The organism is Klebsiella sp. 141153, assembly GCF_032601995.1.
In the GTDB taxonomy this organism is placed as follows: Bacteria; Pseudomonadota; Gammaproteobacteria; order Enterobacterales; family Enterobacteriaceae; genus Klebsiella; species Klebsiella aerogenes.
Genome location: NZ_JAQIRJ010000003.1, coordinates 445,342 through 462,293, shown reverse-complemented (window position 1 = coordinate 462,293; position 16,952 = coordinate 445,342). Strand labels below are relative to the sequence as shown.

General features: G+C 57.2%; 12 protein-coding genes. 3 read left to right on the top strand and 9 right to left on the bottom strand.

Annotated elements, in window-relative coordinates; all coding sequences use genetic code 11:
- Positions 1-6: 6 nt before the first annotated feature.
- From yqjA to PGS10_RS07990, 3 genes are all read right to left on the bottom strand, one after another.
- The gene (gene yqjA, locus PGS10_RS08000; protein ID WP_015369576.1) at positions 7-669 is read right to left on the bottom strand and encodes a DedA family general envelope maintenance protein YqjA; all 663 of its coding nucleotides are present in this window, start codon (positions 667-669) and stop codon (positions 7-9) included.
- 350 nt (positions 670-1,019) lie between these two features.
- Positions 1,020-1,796, bottom strand: a complete 777-nt coding sequence (gene exuR, locus PGS10_RS07995; protein ID WP_015369577.1) for a transcriptional regulator ExuR — start codon at positions 1,794-1,796, stop codon at positions 1,020-1,022.
- Positions 1,797-1,924: 128 nt separating this feature from the next.
- Entirely contained in the window at positions 1,925-3,226 is a 1,302-nt protein-coding gene (locus PGS10_RS07990; protein WP_045394906.1) for an MFS transporter, read from the bottom strand.
- 467 nt (positions 3,227-3,693) lie between these two features.
- On the opposite strand from PGS10_RS07990, the gene uxaC reads away from it, so the two are divergent.
- Both uxaC and PGS10_RS07980 read left to right on the top strand, forming a co-directional pair.
- On the top strand, positions 3,694-5,106 hold the full coding sequence (gene uxaC, locus PGS10_RS07985; RefSeq protein ID WP_045394905.1) for a glucuronate isomerase: 1,413 nt from the start codon (positions 3,694-3,696) through the stop codon (positions 5,104-5,106).
- Between the two features lie 18 nt (positions 5,107-5,124).
- A complete protein-coding gene (locus PGS10_RS07980) occupies positions 5,125-6,612 on the top strand; it encodes a UxaA family hydrolase (protein WP_047077802.1) in 1,488 nt (495 codons plus the stop codon).
- Between the two features lie 370 nt (positions 6,613-6,982).
- Here the strand turns inward: PGS10_RS07980 and sstT are convergent, their stop codons facing one another.
- The 4 genes from sstT to PGS10_RS07960 form a co-directional block, all read right to left on the bottom strand.
- Positions 6,983-8,230, bottom strand: coding sequence for a serine/threonine transporter SstT (gene sstT, locus PGS10_RS07975; RefSeq protein WP_015369581.1), 1,248 nt, complete (start codon positions 8,228-8,230; stop codon positions 6,983-6,985).
- Between the two features lie 268 nt (positions 8,231-8,498).
- Positions 8,499-9,467, bottom strand: a complete 969-nt coding sequence (locus PGS10_RS07970; protein WP_045394902.1) for a TerC family protein — start codon at positions 9,465-9,467, stop codon at positions 8,499-8,501.
- A 268-nt stretch (positions 9,468-9,735) separates the two neighbouring features.
- A complete protein-coding gene (locus PGS10_RS07965) occupies positions 9,736-10,725 on the bottom strand; it encodes a Gfo/Idh/MocA family protein (protein WP_047077803.1) in 990 nt (329 codons plus the stop codon).
- A 73-nt stretch (positions 10,726-10,798) separates the two neighbouring features.
- Positions 10,799-11,299, bottom strand: a complete 501-nt coding sequence (locus tag PGS10_RS07960) for a M48 metallopeptidase family protein (protein ID WP_047044807.1) — start codon at positions 11,297-11,299, stop codon at positions 10,799-10,801.
- Between the two features lie 70 nt (positions 11,300-11,369).
- On the opposite strand from PGS10_RS07960, the gene rlmG reads away from it, so the two are divergent.
- Positions 11,370-12,500: a 23S rRNA (guanine(1835)-N(2))-methyltransferase RlmG gene (rlmG, locus tag PGS10_RS07955; protein ID WP_316422709.1), complete on the top strand. Its 1,131-nt coding sequence runs from the start codon at positions 11,370-11,372 to the stop codon at positions 12,498-12,500.
- Between the two features lie 132 nt (positions 12,501-12,632).
- Here the strand turns inward: rlmG and PGS10_RS07950 are convergent, their stop codons facing one another.
- Both PGS10_RS07950 and lsrK read right to left on the bottom strand, forming a co-directional pair.
- Positions 12,633-14,654: an NADPH-dependent 2,4-dienoyl-CoA reductase gene (locus tag PGS10_RS07950; RefSeq protein ID WP_316422708.1), complete on the bottom strand. Its 2,022-nt coding sequence runs from the start codon at positions 14,652-14,654 to the stop codon at positions 12,633-12,635.
- 692 nt (positions 14,655-15,346) lie between these two features.
- On the bottom strand, positions 15,347-16,939 hold the full coding sequence (gene lsrK, locus PGS10_RS07945) for an autoinducer-2 kinase (protein ID WP_047044815.1): 1,593 nt from the start codon (positions 16,937-16,939) through the stop codon (positions 15,347-15,349).
- Positions 16,940-16,952 lie beyond the last annotated feature (13 nt).

The window sequence follows — 16,952 nt, the reverse complement described above, 5'->3', positions numbered from 1 at the left end:
CCATGCTTAGCTCCGACTACTGTGTTTTTTCTTCCACAGTACAACCAGGGAGCCGATCAGACCAAAGACCAGCAGCGCAACCGGTAGCAGCATCAGACATGACATCAGCTGATCTTCATACTTCAGGAACACCGGTGTTTTACCCAGCAGATAGCCGAGAGAGGTAAGAATCAGCACCCACAGCAGGCCGCTCATCCAGTTAAAGAACTGGAAACGCGCGTTATTCAGACCGGAGATACCGGCAATTGTTGGCAGCAGCGTACGTACGAAGGCGATAAAGCGGCCAATCAGCAGCGCTGACAACCCGTGCTTGTGGAACAGGTGATGGGCTCGCTGGTGATAATGCGAGGGTAAATGCGAGAGCCAGTTTTGCACGATCCGCGTATTGCCCAGCCATCGGCCCTGGATATAGCTTACCCAGCAACCAAGGCTCGCCGCCGCCGTCAGCAGCAGTAAGGTTTCCGGGAAGCCCATCGCCCCTTTGGCGATCAAAACGCCGACCAGCACCAGCAGGCTGTCGCCTGGTAAAAACGCCGCCGGCAGTAAACCGTTCTCAAGGAACAAAATCATAAATAAGACAAAATAGAGCATGCCAATCATGGAGGGATTAGCGAGGGTTTCGTAATCCTGGGCCCATAAGGCATTCAGTAATTGGGTTAGTAGTTCCATTCACGATTCCTGGTACATCGGTTAACGGTACGTCTGAACGCGGTGTATTCATTAGCCATCGGGTATAGCGACTAAATTATTATGAGAGTATGGCCGCTGTTAATACGTTCTGATCGAATCCTTGATTAAACAGTAAGTAAACACTTACCTGCAGAACGGTAAAATGCATCTAATTGTAACAAACTAGCTGACTTCACGTCATAGAAATTGCAGTTTGTTGCTGATTGATTTTGCGGGTTGCAGGGGCGAGTAGCGAGAGGATTTACACAGGCTGACACTATATATGCTTTGCTTACCCTGTCGGGTCTGCGGGCAGAAAAAGAGGTTCTGCCCGTGAAAGGGATAATACGTTATTTTGCCCCGTTCGCCGCGGTATCGAGATGAACCACCGGATTTTCGGCAAACAGATAGCGATCGGCATTGAATTCAAAGTCATCGCTGGTTTCGTTAAACAGCATCAGCTTGGTATTTTCCAGATGCTGCCACATTGCCAGCTTCGCCGCGTGAGGGTCTTTACGAATGAGCGCTTTGAGGATTTGGTCATGATCGTCGCACCAGTTGTCGACGGTGCGCAGGTCGATATGATCGTGTAGTTTTTTCCAGTATGGGTTATGCACACGCTGGGTCCACATCTTCTCAACGATGGCGGCAAGGGCGGTATTCTGGGTGGCCAGCGCGACCTGGACATGGAACTGCAGGTCCCATTCGGAATCGCGGAAACACTTCTCGTTGCGGGCTTTCTCCTGAATTTCCATTAGCTTCATGATGTCCTGTTTGGTCACCTGAGTCGCGGCGAATTCAGCGATATTGCTCTCAATTAACTGACGGGCCTGGAGTAATTCAAACGGACCATAGTTGGCGAACTCCAGCGATTCATCCACCACCTGTTGGTATTTCGGGTGGTTGGAAATAACGTGGATGCCGGAGCCTTTGCGGACTTCAACATAGCCTTCGACTTCCAGCATGATGATGGCTTCGCGAACCACGGTGCGGCTGACGCTTTTTTCATCGGCGATAAAGCGCTCTGCGGGCAGCTTATCCCCTACAAGGTAGACGCCTTGTTCGATACGCGTCTTTAGCTCAGCGGCAAGCTGCTGATAGAGACGGCGCGGTTCACTGATTTCCATATTCGCTCCCGGAAGATGGCGACAATATTCGATTTGTTATACCACTTTTACGCGCTTTCCACCACTGGAAGGCATAAAAAAAGCCGCCTCAAAAAGGCGGCTTAGTCAGTGCAAAATCATCTGGCAGTCTAGCTTTGCGTCACCGGTTTCGTGGTATTGAGCGGCGTCGAGTCATCGTCGGCCGATTTGTTTTTCAGTACCGTCCAGATAACCAGCGCGCCGAGTAAGTCGAAGACCGCCAGCACCGCGAACAGCGGGCTGAAGCCGATGGTATCCGCCAGCGCGCCGACGACCAGCGCGAACATGGTGCTGGCCAGCCACGCCGCCATCCCGGTCAGGCCGTTGGCGGTGGCCACTTCGTTACGACCAAAGACGTCGGAAGAGAGAGTGATCAGCGCGCCGGACAAGGCCTGGTGAGCAAAACCGCCGACGCACAGCAGCGCAATCGCCACATACGGACTGGTGAACAGGCCAATCATGCCAGGACCAATCATCAGCAGGGCGCCCATCGTCACGACCATTTTACGTGAGACAATAAGATTCACGCCAAACCAGCGCTGGAACAGCGGCGGCAGGTAGCCGCCGACGATGCAGCCGAGGTCGGCGAACAGCATCGGCATCCAGGCGAACATAGCGATCTCTTTCAGGTTAAAGCCGTAAACTTTAAACATGAACAGCGGGATCCAGGCGTTGAAGGTACCCCAGGCTGGTTCTGCGAGGAAGCGCGGCAGCGCAATACCCCAGAACTGACGGTTACGCAGGATCTGCCACGGCGACATTTTCTTCGCGTTATTGGTCTGATGCTGAGATTCCTGGCCGCCGATGATGTAGTCACGTTCTTCATCGGTGAGTTTTTTCTGATCGCGCGGGTGTTTGTAGAAAATCAGCCAGGCCATCGCCCAGGCGAAGCTCAGAACCCCGGAAATAATAAATGCCATCTGCCAGCTATGCATGACAATCGCCCATACCACCAGCGGCGGAGCAATCATCGCGCCGATAGAAGAGCCGACGTTGAAGTAGCCGACAGCGATGGAACGCTCTTTCGCCGGGAACCATTCGGAGCTGGCTTTCAGACCGGCAGGGATCATCGCCGCTTCCGCTGCGCCGACCGCGCCGCGGGCCAGCGCCAGGCCGCCCCAGCTACCTGCCAGCGCCGTTGAACCGCAGAACACCGCCCAGGCGATAGCAAAGAAGGCGTAGCCAATTTTGGTGCCGAGCACATCAAGCACATAGCCGGCAACCGGCTGCATAACGGTATATGCAGCGGAGTAGGCGGCGATGATATAAGAATATTGTTGGGTTGAAATGTGCAACTCTTCCATCAGCGTCGGCGCAGCCGCCGCTACGGTGTTACGAGTCAGGTAACCCAGCACGGTGCCCAGCGTCACCAGTGCGATCATATACCAACGTAACCCTTTAATTTTACGCATGTAAAACCTCATCGTTGTTGTCTCTCCGCAGCGTCTGCGGCCATCTTTCATCCCGCCAGGGGAGGAGGATGGGGAAACGGAGGGTTCAGGACGTGAACTGAACCTTGCCATCAGTGGTTAAAGTGAAACCGGCATCCCTACCGTTTAATCCGATGTCATTCACATCGGTAATGCATTCCGTCGGTTTATATGTTGCGACGGCAGAAAGATAACTTGTCATACAACTTTAAAAGTTGAGTACTGTCACAAAAGTGGGAAAGTTTGTAGGGACATTAATCGCGTCAATTAAAGCCAGGGCTGGCGCGGCTTGCAGCGATGTTTACTCCTTTGGTGGTGCTTTTTTTGTCGACGTTTATTGATCTAACTCACGAAAAATACTTCGGCCTGTAGAAATTGGTGTGATAACTTTGTCAGCATTAGAGTCAATCATCTGATGGGCTCCTTGATGGGGCGAAGAGGACACGACAATGACACCGTTTATGACCGAAGATTTTCTGCTTGATACCGAGTTTGCCCGCCGTCTGTACCACGATTACGCCAAAGATCAGCCGATTTTCGACTACCACTGCCACCTTCCGCCGCAGCAGGTTGCCGAAAATTACCGTTTTAAAAATCTGTATGACATCTGGCTGAAAGGCGACCATTACAAATGGCGCGCGATGCGCACCAACGGCGTGGCGGAGCGCTTGTGTACCGGCGATGCTTCCGATCGCGAGAAATTTGACGCCTGGGCGGCGACCGTACCTCATACCATCGGTAACCCGCTATATCACTGGACGCATTTAGAGCTGCGCCGTCCTTTTGGTATTACAGGTAAGTTGTTGTCGCCAGCCACGGCGGATGAAATCTGGGACCAGTGTAATGAGTTGCTGGCTCAGGAATCCTTCTCAGCCCGTGGAATTATGAAGCAGATGAATGTGAAGATGGTGGGGACGACCGACGATCCGATAGATTCACTGGAGCATCATGCGACGGTCGCCAAAGACAGTACCTTTGATATCAAAGTGTTGCCGAGCTGGCGTCCGGATAAAGCGTTCAACATCGAGCAGGCCACTTTTAACGATTATATGAACAAGCTTGGCGAAGTCTCCGATACCGAGATTCGCCGCTTCGCCGACCTGCAAAGCGCGCTGACTAAGCGTCTGGATCACTTTGCCGCTCACGGCTGTAAAGTTTCCGACCACGCGCTGGACGTGGTGCTGTTCGCTGAAGCTAGCGATAACGAACTGGATAGCATTCTCGCGCGCCGCCTGGCGGGCGAAACGCTCAGCGAGCATGAAGTCGCGCAGTTCAAAACGGCGGTGCTGGTATTCCTCGGCGCGGAATACGCGCGCCGCGGCTGGGTACAGCAGTACCACATCGGCGCGCTGCGTAATAACAACCTGCGTCAGTTCAAACTGTTAGGGCCGGATGTGGGGTTCGATTCCATCAACGACCGTCCGATGGCCGAAGAACTGTCAAAGCTGCTGAGCAAACAGAACGAAGAAAACCTGCTGCCGAAAACTATTCTGTACTGCCTGAACCCACGCGATAACGAAGTGCTGGGCACCATGATCGGTAACTTCCAGGGCGAAGGCATGCCAGGCAAGATGCAGTTCGGTTCCGGCTGGTGGTTCAACGATCAGAAAGACGGCATGGAACGTCAGATGACCCAGCTGGCGCAGCTTGGCCTGCTGAGCCGTTTTGTCGGCATGCTGACCGACAGCCGCAGCTTCCTCTCCTACACTCGCCACGAGTACTTCCGCCGTATTCTCTGCCAGATGATCGGCCGCTGGGTGGCTGCTGGCGAAGCGCCTGCGGATATCGCTCTGCTGGGCGAGATGGTGAAAAACATCTGCTTTAACAATGCGCGTGATTACTTCGCCATTGAATTGAACTAAGGCCTGAGGTCGGTTGATATGCAATACATTAAAATCCATTCGCAGGATAACGTCGCGGTGGCGCTGGCGGATATGGCGTCAGGCAGCGTGGTGACGATAGATAACGATACCGTCACCCTCAGCCAGGATGTTGTCCGCGGTCATAAGTTCGCGCTGCGGGCCATTGCGAAAGGTGAAAACGTCATTAAGTACGGGTTGCCGATTGGTCATGCGCTGGCGGATATCGCGCCGGGCGAGCATGTTCATGCGCATAATACGCGTACCAATCTGAGCGATCTCGACGCGTATCGCTATCAACCTGACCTGGTTGAACAACCGGCGCAGCCTGCGGATCGCGACGTTGAGATTTATCGTCGCGCCAGCGGTGAAGTCGGCGTGCGTAACGAGTTGTGGATCCTGCCGACCGTGGGCTGCGTCAACGGTATCGCCCGGCAGATCCAGAACCGTTTCCTGAAAGAGACCAACGACGCGGAGGGCACCGACGGCGTCTTCCTTTTCAGCCACACCTACGGCTGCTCGCAGTTGGGAGATGACCACATCAACACCCGTACCATGCTGCAAAACATGGTCCGTCACCCGAATGCCGGGGCGGTGCTGGTGATTGGCCTCGGATGCGAGAACAACCAGGTGGATGCCTTCCGTGAAACGCTGGGGGATTTTGACCCGGAACGCGTACACTTCATGATTTGCCAGCATCAGGAAGATGAAGTGGAAGCAGGAATTGAGCATCTTCACCAGCTCTATGAAGTGATGCGCCATGATAAACGCGAAGCGGGTAAACTGAGCGAACTGAAGTTTGGCCTTGAGTGCGGCGGCTCGGACGGCCTGTCCGGCATTACCGCTAACCCAATGCTGGGGCGTTTTTCTGACTACCTGATTGCGAACGGCGGCACCACGGTGTTGACCGAAGTGCCGGAAATGTTCGGCGCCGAGCAGCTGCTGATGAGCCACTGTCGCGACGAAGAGACCTTCGGCAAACTGGTCACTATGGTCAATGATTTTAAACAGTATTTTATCGCCCACGACCAGCCTATCTACGAGAACCCGTCGCCGGGTAACAAAGCGGGCGGTATCACGACGCTGGAAGATAAGTCGCTTGGCTGCACGCAGAAAGCCGGTTCCAGCCAGGTGGTGGACGTTCTGCGCTACGGTGAACGGTTGAAAGTCCACGGGTTGAATTTGTTGAGCGCGCCGGGTAACGATGCGGTGGCGACCAGCGCGCTGGCGGGCGCCGGCTGCCATATGGTGCTGTTCAGTACCGGTCGCGGCACCCCTTATGGCGGTTTCGTACCGACGGTAAAAATCGCTACCAACAGCGAGCTGGCGGCGAAGAAAAAGCACTGGATTGATTTCGATGCCGGGCAGTTGATTCACGGGAAAGCGATGCCGCAGGTGCTGGAGGAGTTTGTCGATCTGATCGTCGATATCGCCAACGGCAAGCAGACCTGCAACGAACGCAATGATTTCCGCGAACTGGCAATCTTTAAAAGCGGCGTCACGCTGTAACGACAGTGGCTACCGCTGTGTTTGAAAGGTCGGATAAGCGCAGCGCCATCCGACAAAATAACGGCGCCGCCATTGAACGCTCCCCGGTCGCGCTTACGCTTACCGGGGCTACCAACGAATACCGGACCGTAGGTCGGATAAGCGTAGCGCCATCCGACAAAATAACGGCGCGGCCATTGAACTCTCCCCGGTTGCGCTTACGCTTACCGGGGCTACCAACGAATACCGGTCCGTAGGTCGGATAAGCGTAGCGCCATCCGACAAACTAACGGCGCGGCCATTGAACGCTCCCCGGTCGCGCTTACGCTGACCGGGGCTACCAACAGAATAGGTCCGTAGGCCTGATAAGCGTAGCGCCATCAGGCAATATTTAACTACGCAGGGCGTTCTTCGCCAGCTGTTCGTCTTCAGCCATACAGGCCGCGGCGGTGAACAGCGCATCGGTGGACGAGTTGAGCGCCGTTTCGCAGGAGTCCTGCAGCACGCCGATAATAAAGCCGACGGCGACAACCTGCATGGCGACATCGTTCGGAATACCGAACATATTACAGGCCAGCGGGATCAGCAGCAGCGAACCACCCGCCACTCCGGAAGCGCCGCAGGCGCACAGCGAGGCCACTACGCTCAGCAGCAGCGCCGTCGGCAGATCCACCGGAATATTCAACGTATGCACCGCCGCCAGCGTCAGCACGGTGATAGTAATCGCCGCGCCTGCCATATTGATGGTCGCCCCCAGCGGAATAGATACCGAATAGGTATCGCGATCCAGATTCAGCTTCTCGCACAGCGCCATATTCACCGGAATGTTGGCGGCGGAGCTGCGGGTAAAGAAGGCGTAGACGCCGCTTTCACGCAGGCAGGTCAGCACCAGCGGATACGGGTTACGGCGGATTTTCCAGAATACCAGCAGCGGGTTAATCACCAGCGCCACCAGCAGCATGCAGCCGACCAGCACCAGCAGCAGCTGGGCGTAGCCCCACAGGGTATCGAAACCGGTCGTCGCCAGCGTCGAGGAGACCAGGCCAAAAATACCCAGCGGCGCAAAGCGGATCACCAGCTTGACGATAAAGGTCACCGCGTGCGAGACGTCGTTAATCAGGTTTTTGGTGCTGTCGTTACCGTGGCGCAGCGCGAAGCCCAGTCCCACCGCCCACACCAGAATCCCGATATAGTTGGCGTTCAGCAGCGCGTCGATAGGGTTCGCCACCATGCTCATCAGCAGTCCGCGCAGCACCTCTACAATCCCCGACGGCGGGGTGATGCTGTCCGCCGCGCTGGTCAGATGCAGCGTAGAAGGGAAAACAAAACTAAACAGCACCGCGGTGAGTGCCGCGCTGAAGGTGCCCAGCAGATAAAGAAACAGAATCGGGCGGATACTGGTTTTTTGTCCGTGCTGATGGTTTGCGATCGACGCCATCACCAGCATTAATACCAGCACCGGCGCGACGGCTTTCAGCGCGCCGACGAACAGCGTTCCCAGCAATCCCACGGCGATGGCCGCCGGTTTTGAGACCAGCGCCAGTACCACGCCAAGTACCAGTCCCAACAGGATTTGTTTCACCAGACTGCCCTGCGCCAGGCGCTGCAGCAGCCCCGACGGGCGGGTTTGTGTTGTCATAAATCATTCCTTCCAGTGATGTAGCAGTCCATCCCGGCGACGTATTATTTGTTACGTTTATGTCCGGATGTAAATGAATGTTTGCATGGTCGAGTATACGGAAAGAACGCGAGGGAGGAAGCGTATTCTACTGTTTCTTGCACGCCGATCTTGTTTTTTAACTATATATTAACGTTTTTGTGACATGCATAGAGATTATGCGCGGGAAACCTAAAGCCGTGCGGCGTATCCCGGCCAGATACGCGATATCTGGCCGGGGGGAGGGGGTTTATTGCAGCTGTTTCTTCTTATCGTTCTGTCTGTTCACCCAGGCGTTAATCAGCAGCGTCGCCGCCAGAATACCGCCCACCACGCCGAGGGAAACGGCGATCGGAATGTGGTAGAAATCGACGATCAGCATCTTGATACCGATAAACACCAGGATCACCGACAGACCATATTTCAGCATCGAGAAGCGTTCCGCCACGCCTGCCAGCAGGAAGTACATTGCACGCAGGCCGAGAATCGCAAACAGGTTAGAGGTCAGCACGATAAACGGGTCGGTGGTCACCGCGAAAATCGCCGGGATGCTATCAACGGCGAAAATCACGTCGCTCAGCTCAACCAGGATCAGCACCAGCAGCAGCGGCGTGGCGAACAGTACGCCATTTTTACGGGTGAAGAAGCGCTCGCTCTCGATTTTATCCGTCATGCGCAGATGGCTGCGGATCCAGCGCACCAGCGGCTTATCGCCGATCCCGGAATCATCTTCTTTCGCCAGCGCCATTTTCACCCCGGTAAACAGCAGGAAGGCGCCGAACACGTACAGTAGCCATTCGAACTGCGAAATCAGCCAGCTGCCGGTGAAAATCATAATGGTACGCAGAACAATCGCCCCGAGGACGCCATACACCAGTACCCGGCGCTGTAGCGCAGGCGGCACGGCAAAGTAGCTAAAGAGCATTAACCAGACGAAGACGTTATCGACCGCCAGTGATTTTTCGATCAGATAACCGGTGAGGAAGGCTAACGCCTGCGGATCGGCGACGGCGCGGCCCTGCGTTTGCACCAAATACCACCAGAAAGCGGCGTTAAACAGCAGGGAGAGGGTGACCCACAGGATGGACCAACCGGCGGCCTGCTTCATGGTCATGGTATGCGCACCGCGCCTTCCCTGAAGCAGTAAATCGATCGCCAGCATGATGACCACGACTACAGCGAATCCGCCCCATAACAACGGCGTGCCGACACTATTCATTGCGTTATTCCTTACATAAAAACAAAACGGCTGTCGTCGGAAGACGGCAGCCGCTGCGCTTTTATGCATAGACCTCGCCTTCCGGCAAGGTCTCACTTACAACAAGAGCGGACATGGATCCTTGATCTTGTTGCCCGGCGACCGGATGCGGTTTTGCACGCATCGTAATGACGATCGACCGGCCAGGAAGTTACTCCCCTTTGCACGTAACAAAGTATTACAAGTTATAAAGGGCGTCAATGGAGGTCGAGGGCCCATTTACACTCCTTTACGCCACAGGCTGAGTATCCGCCGGGAAGATCACGCCGGTTTGGCGACGGATTTCGCTAAGCAGTTTTGCCGTAATGCGGCTGACTTCAAGCCCTGGATGAGCGACGTCGTTGGTTTCCACCAGCCGCGCGAACGCTTCCGCTTCATACAGCATAGTATTGATGTGCTGAGGCTGGGTGAGATCCTGCGCTTTGCCGCCGCGTGGAATAAAGGCTACCTTCTGGCATTCGGAGATTTTCTCAATCACCAGCGCGCCTTCTTCGCCCTGGATTTCGCTGGGGATAGTGGAGTCGCTGACCTTCGAGTGGTGCAGGGTGACATCGAAATCGCCGTAGCTCAGCACCACCGTGCCCTGGCCATCAACGCCGCTCGCCAGCAGGCTGGCGCTGGCATGGACCGCTTGCGGTTCGCCCCACAGCGCGACCGCCGAGGCGAGGCAGTAAAAACCGATATCCATAATCGAGCCATTGGAAAAGGCCGGGTTGAAAGTATTCGGGTTTTCGCCGTCGAGATAGCGCTGGTAGCGCGATGAGTACTGACAGTAGTTGATGAAGGCTTTGCGCAGTTTGCCCACTTTATCGAGCGCTTCGCGCAGCAGCAGGAAGTTTGGCAGGCTGGCGGTTTTGAAGGCTTCAAACAGCACCACGTTGTTTTCTTTAGCCACGGCAATCGCCGCTTCAACCTCTTGCAGGTTCGATGCCAGCGGCTTTTCGCAAATCACGTGTTTTTTATGGCTCAGGAACAGGCGGGTTTGCGGGAAGTGTAGCGAGTTCGGGCTGGCAATATAGACCGCGTCAACGTCAGGGCTCTGCGCCAGTTCATCGAGCGAGGTAAACAGATGCTCGACCGGGTAGTCATTAGCGAAAGCTTGCGCCTGTTCAAGGCTGCGGGAATAAATCGCGGTGAGTTTAAATTTACCGGTTTCATGGGCGGCATCGACAAACTGCTTAGTAATCCAGTTTGTGCCAACAACTGCGAAACGTATCATAAACGTTGACGAACTCCGTTAAAGGGGACCTTTCGTCACTCTAGCACGCCATGATGACAAAACGAGTGCGCTATCACGCAGAACGGTTTAACGAAAGGTGCGTCAGCCACAGGCGGGTATCAAACTCTAACTGGTGATACTGCGGCTCCATATGACAGCACAGCTGATAGAAGGCTTTGTTGTGATCCTTCTCTTTTAAATGCGCCAGTTCATGAACCACGATCATACGCAGAAACGCTTCCGGCGCGTCGCGAAACACCGTCGCTACGCGAATTTCCGCTTTAGCTTTCAGTTTGCCGCCCTGAACGCGGGAAATGGCGGTATGCAGGCCAAGCGCATTCTTCAGAACGTGGATCTTACTGTCGTACATCACCTTATTGATCGGCGCCGCCCCGCGCAGATAGCGGGCCTTCAGATCCTGGGTGAATTGATATAATGCCTTATCGCTGTTGACATCATGCCCCTGCGGATAGCGCTTTTGCAGCACCTCGCCGAGGCGACCTTGCTCGATTAAGGTCGTCACCTGCGACAGCAGCGATTCGGGGTAGCCCTGAAGGTAAGGTAGCGTGTTCATGGTGAAAAAAGTTTACTTCTCCGGAGAATTGAGCGATAACACGCGCGAATTTTAGCATTTCGGAGGGGCGATGAGCCAGGTAGAGTTAAACGGTGAGTTATTCACATTAGAGCGGTTCCCACCTAACGCTGAAGAAGAAGCGCTTCAGGCATGGGAAGCGGCGGATGAATATCTGCTGCAACAGGTGAATGACGTCGACGGCCTGACGCTCATCTTCAACGACGGCTTCGGCGCGCTCTCCTGCGCGCTGGCGGAGCGCAACCCGGTCAGCATCAACGACTCCTTTATTTCCGAGCTGGCGACCCGCCACAACCTGCGGATGAACGGTATCGATGAAGAGAGCGTGCGCTTTCAGGATAGCCTGAGCCCGCTGCCGGCCGCGCCGGCGCTGGTGCTGATTAAGGTGCCAAAACAGCTGGCCCTGCTGGAACAGCAGCTGCGCGCGCTGCGCGAAGTGGTGACGCCGGAAACCCGAATTATCGCCGCGGCGAAAGCCCGTGACGTACACAACTCGACGCTGGCGCTGTTTGAAAAAATCCTCGGTACCACCACCACCTCGCTGGCGTGGAAAAAAGCGCGTCTGATCCACTGCGTTTTCACCGCCCCTAAGCTTGCCGATGCGCCGCAAACCTACAGCTGGAAGCTGGACGGCACGCCGTGGATCATCCATAACCACGCCAACGTTTTTGCCCGCAGCGGACTGGATATCGGCGCGCGTTTCTTCCTGCAGCATTTACCGTCTGATTTAGAAGGCGAGATCGCCGATCTTGGCTGCGGCAATGGGGTGATTGGCCTGCAGGCGCTGGCGCAAAACCCAAACGCCAGCGTGATGTTCACCGATGAGTCGCACATGGCGGTGGCTTCCAGCCGTTTGAACGTCGAGCGCAACCTGCCGGACGATATCGAACGCTGTGAATTCATGGTCAACAATTCGCTTTCCGGCATAGAGCCCGACCGCTTTACGGCGATTCTGTGTAATCCGCCGTTCCATCAGCAGCACGCCATTACCGACCATATTGCCTGGCAGATGTTTAACGATGCCCGCCGCAGCCTGAAATACGGCGGCGAGCTATACGTCGTCGGCAACCGCCACCTCGATTACTTCCGTAAACTGAAGCGCGCTTTTGGTAATTGCACGACGATTGCGACGAACAATAAGTTTGTCATTTTGAAAGCAACGAAGGTGCGTAAACAGCGCTGATTCTTGTCGCTGTTTCCCCCGGCTTGCGGCTGTCGCCTTAGCCGGGCTACCGACTGTCGCCTTAGCCGGGCTACCTTTCGGGATTATCGTGGTAGCCCGGGGAAGGCGCATCGCGCCGCCCCCGGGACACGGCTAAATCGCCAGCGCCAGTTTTGTGCCCTGGGCAATCGCCCGGCGCGCATCCAGCTCCGCCGCTACGTCGCAACCGCCGATGAGATGCACCGTTTTCCCCGCCGCGCGCAACGGATCCGCCAGCTCGCGGCGCGGTTCCTGACCGGCGCAGATAATTACCTGATCGACCGCCAACAGCTGGCGCTCGCCGCCGATAGTGACGTGTAATCCTTCATCATCGATCTTTTCATAACTCACCGCCGGGATCATTTTCACGCCGCGCGCCAGCAGCGTCGCGCGGTGGATCCAACCGGTGGTTTTGCCGAGCCCTTCGCCCGGTTTGCTGGCTTTGCGCTGCAGCATCACAATCTGTCGCGGGCTTTTACTCAACTGCGGGCCTTCAGGACTCAGCCCTCCCGCCGATTGCAGGCTGGTATCGATACCCCATTCGCGGCAGAACTCGCCGATATCCTGGCTGGTGGCCACGCCCGACTGGCTTAAATACATCGCGGTATCGAAGCCGATGCCGCCGCAGCCGATAATCGCCACCTTCGCGCCAACCGGCGCTTTATCGCGCAAGACATCCAGATAGCTCAGCACCTTGGGATGATCGATCCCGGCGATCGCCGGCAGGCGCGGGGCGATACCGGTGGCGAGGATCGTCTCATCGAACGTTAGCAGATCGTCTGCCGTGACGCGGGTATTCAGGCGTAGATCGACACCATGAAGATCGAGCATGGTGCGGTAGTAACGCAGCGTCTCGTGAAACTCCTCTTTGCCGGGGATCTGTTTGGCGATATTAAACTGGCCGCCGATCTCCGGGAGCGCATCGAACAGCGTGACCTGATGGCCGCGGGCGGCGGCGTTAACGGAGAAGGCCAGACCGGCAGGCCCGGCGCCGACTACCGCCAGCCGTTTAGGCGCGTTGGCAGGCAGGACCGGCATCAGGGTTTCATGGCAGGCGCGCGGGTTGACCAGACAGGAGGTGACTTTGCCGACGAAGATCCGATCGAGACACGCCTGGTTGCAACCGATGCAGGTGTTGATCTGATCGGCACGATCGTTCTGCGCTTTCGACATAAATTCGGCGTCGGCGAGGAACGGGCGGGCCATCGATACCATATCGGCATCGCCGCGGGCGAGAATATCCTCCGCGACCTGCGGATCGTTGATGCGGTTGGTGGTAATCAGCGGGATCGACACCGCGCCTTTCAGCTTGCGGGTGACCCAGCTGAAAGCCCCTCGCGGTACCGGCGTGGCGATGGTCGGAATGCGCGCTTCGTGCCAGCCGATGCCGGTATTAATGATTGTCGCCCCTGCCGCTTCGATGGCTTGGGCCAGTTCGGTGACCTCCGCCAGCGTGCTGCCGTCGTTGACCAGATCGAGCATCGACAGACGGTAGATGATAATGAAATCGTGACCGGCGCGCTGGCGCACCGCCTTAACCACTTCAATGGAGAAACGCATGCGCCTGGCATAATCGCCGCCCCACTGGTCGTCGCGCTGGTTGGTGCGCGCGGCGAGAAATTCGTTAATCAGATAGCCTTCAGAGCCCATCACTTCGACGCCGTCATAGCCCGCTTCGCGCGCCAGCTGGGCGCAGTGGGCAAAATCATCGATAAGCGTAAGAATCTCATCGTGGCTCAGTTCATGGGGCGTAAAACGGTTGATCGGCGCCTGTAGCGCCGAGGGGGCGACCAGCGCGGGCTGATAGCTGTAGCGCCCGGTGTGCAGGATCTGCAGGGCGATTTTGCCGCCTTCCTGGTGTACCGCGTCGGTAATATGGCGATGGTGCGCCAGATGGCTGGCATCATTGAGTACCGCGCCGCCGGCCATGGTGACGCCAGAGGGCGCCGGGGCGATGCCGCCGGTGACGATCAGCGCCACGCCGTGGCGGGCGCGCTCGGCGTAAAAGGCCGCCAGCCGCTGCGCGCCATCCGGCAGCTCTTCCAGCCCGGTGTGCATTGAGCCCATCAACACGCGGTTTTTGAGCGTTGTGAAGCCCAGCTCAAGCGGGGCGAAAAGCGACGGATAGCGGCTCATAGTGGCTTCCAATGTAAAATTATTGTTATGTGGTCGGATGAGTTACTAATTTAGCCGTCGCGGAGAAAAAGGGAAAAGGGGAGTGCGGTGATTGTGATGGGATTCAAAGAACGGAACACGTTGTCCCTCACCCCGACCCTCTCCCAAAGGGAGAGGGAGAAAGGCGGACCGGCACCGGTATTCAAGGCCTGCGCCGAACGGTTCCCTCTCCCAAAGGGCGAGGGGGAAAGGCGGATCGGCATCGGTATTCAAGGCTAGTGCCGAACGGTTCCCTCTCCCAAAGGGCGAGGGGGAAAGGCGGACCGGCACCGGTATTCAACGCTAGTGCCGAACGGTTCCCTCTCCCAAAGGGAGAGGGAGAAAGGCGGACCGGCACCGATATTCAACGCTAGTGCCGAACGGTGCCCTCACCCAAAGGGCGAGGGGGAAAGGCGGACCGGCACCGGTATTCAAGGCTAGTGCCGAACGGTTCCCTCACCCAAAGAGCGAGGGGGAAAGGCGGATCGGCATCGGTATTCAAGGCCTGCGCCGAACGGTTCCCTCTCCCAAAGGGCGAGGGGGAAAGGCGGATCGGCATCGGTATTCAAGGCCTGCGCCGAACGGTTCCCTCACCCAAAGGGCAAGGGGAAAGGCGGACCGGCACCGGTATTCAAGGCCTGCGCCGAACGGTTCCCTCTCCCACCGGGAGAGGGTTAGGGTGAGGGGACTACGCGCTGGCGGCGCTCCAGACCCGGCGCTTGCCACATCGACGTTGTCAGCCCGCTATCCACCAGACCCAACTGATCGGCGTACACCGTTTGCCACTTGCTCATCATCTCCTGATACAGCTCGCGATGCTGCGGATTAGGGGTGAACTCGCGATGCCAGCTCACTAACCGCTCTCCGGTACTGGCCATATCGCCATACAGTCCGGCGCCGGTTCCGGCGGCGATGGCGCAGCCCAGAGCGGTGGCTTCGCGGACCACCGGCACCCGCACCGGCAGGCCGGTGACGTCGCTGAGGATCTGGCTCCACAGCGCGCCTTTAGAGCCGCCGCCGGCAAACACCAGGCTCTCGAATGTCACGCCGGAGAACTGCGAAATCTGCGCCAGGTTGCAGGCGGAGACAATCGCCGCGTTCTCCTCCAGCGCGCGGAACAGGGTCGCTTTGTTGCACTTCTCCGGATCGATGGAGAGGTTAATAAACGACGGCGCGGCGTGGTACCACTGCTTAAAGTGCATAGCGTCGGAAAAAATAGGCATCACGCCGTGGGATCCGGCGGGCACGCGGCTGGCCATCTCCTCCAGCAGCGAATAGGCATCAACGCCGAGCCGCTCGGCAATCAGTTTTTCTTCAGCGCAGAAGGCGTCGCGGAACCAGCGCATGGTCAGCCCGGTAAAGAAGCTGATCGATTCCGCCTGCGCCATGCCGGGAATGACATGAGGATTAACGCGAATATTCATCTGCGGATCGGTACGCACCTGCGGCAGGTTGACCACCTGCTGCCAGAAGGTGCCGCCGAGTACTGCGGTTTGCCCGGCACGCACCACCCCAAGGCCCAGGCAGCCGAGCTGGACGTCGCCGCCGCCCATCACCACCGGTGTCCCGGCGCGGAGGCCGCTCTGCTGCGCCGCCGCTTCGGTGATGGCGCCCAGCAGGGTACCGGTCTCTTTGACCGGCGACAGCATATCGGCGCGCAGTCCGGCCATATCCAGCAGCGCCGGACGCCAGTCGCGGCTAAACAGATCGAGCATGCCGGTGGTGCCGGCGTTTGACGGGTCAACCGCCAGCTCGCCGGAAAGCTTCGCCGCCAGCCAGTCGCTAATCATGGTGATGGTTGCCGCTTTGCGGTAGATATCGGGGCGGTGGTGCGCCAGCCACAGCAGGCGCGGCATGGCGCTTAGCGCCAGGGTTTGTCCCGAGACCTCGTACACCTCGGATTCAAAACGATAGTCGTGGATCTCCTTAAGCTCCGCCACTTCGCGGCTGGCGCGGGCATCAACGTTGGCGCAGGCCCAGATGGCCTCGCCGTCGCGGTCATAGAGGACGATCCCTTCGCGCATCGAACAGCAGGCGACGGACTGAATATCGGCGGCAGAGAGCCGGGCGGCGTCGAGCGCCTGGCGAATGCACTGGCAGGCCAGCTGCCAGTTGGTGGTAAGGTCGAACTCCATCGAGCCGGGGACGTTATCAACGCTCAGGTGTTTCCATTCGGCCTGGCCTACCGCCAGCTGGCGGCCATTAAGATCGAAAATGACCGCCCGAATGCTGCCGGTCCCGGCATCTAACGCTAACAGGTAACTCATGACATGCGCCTCG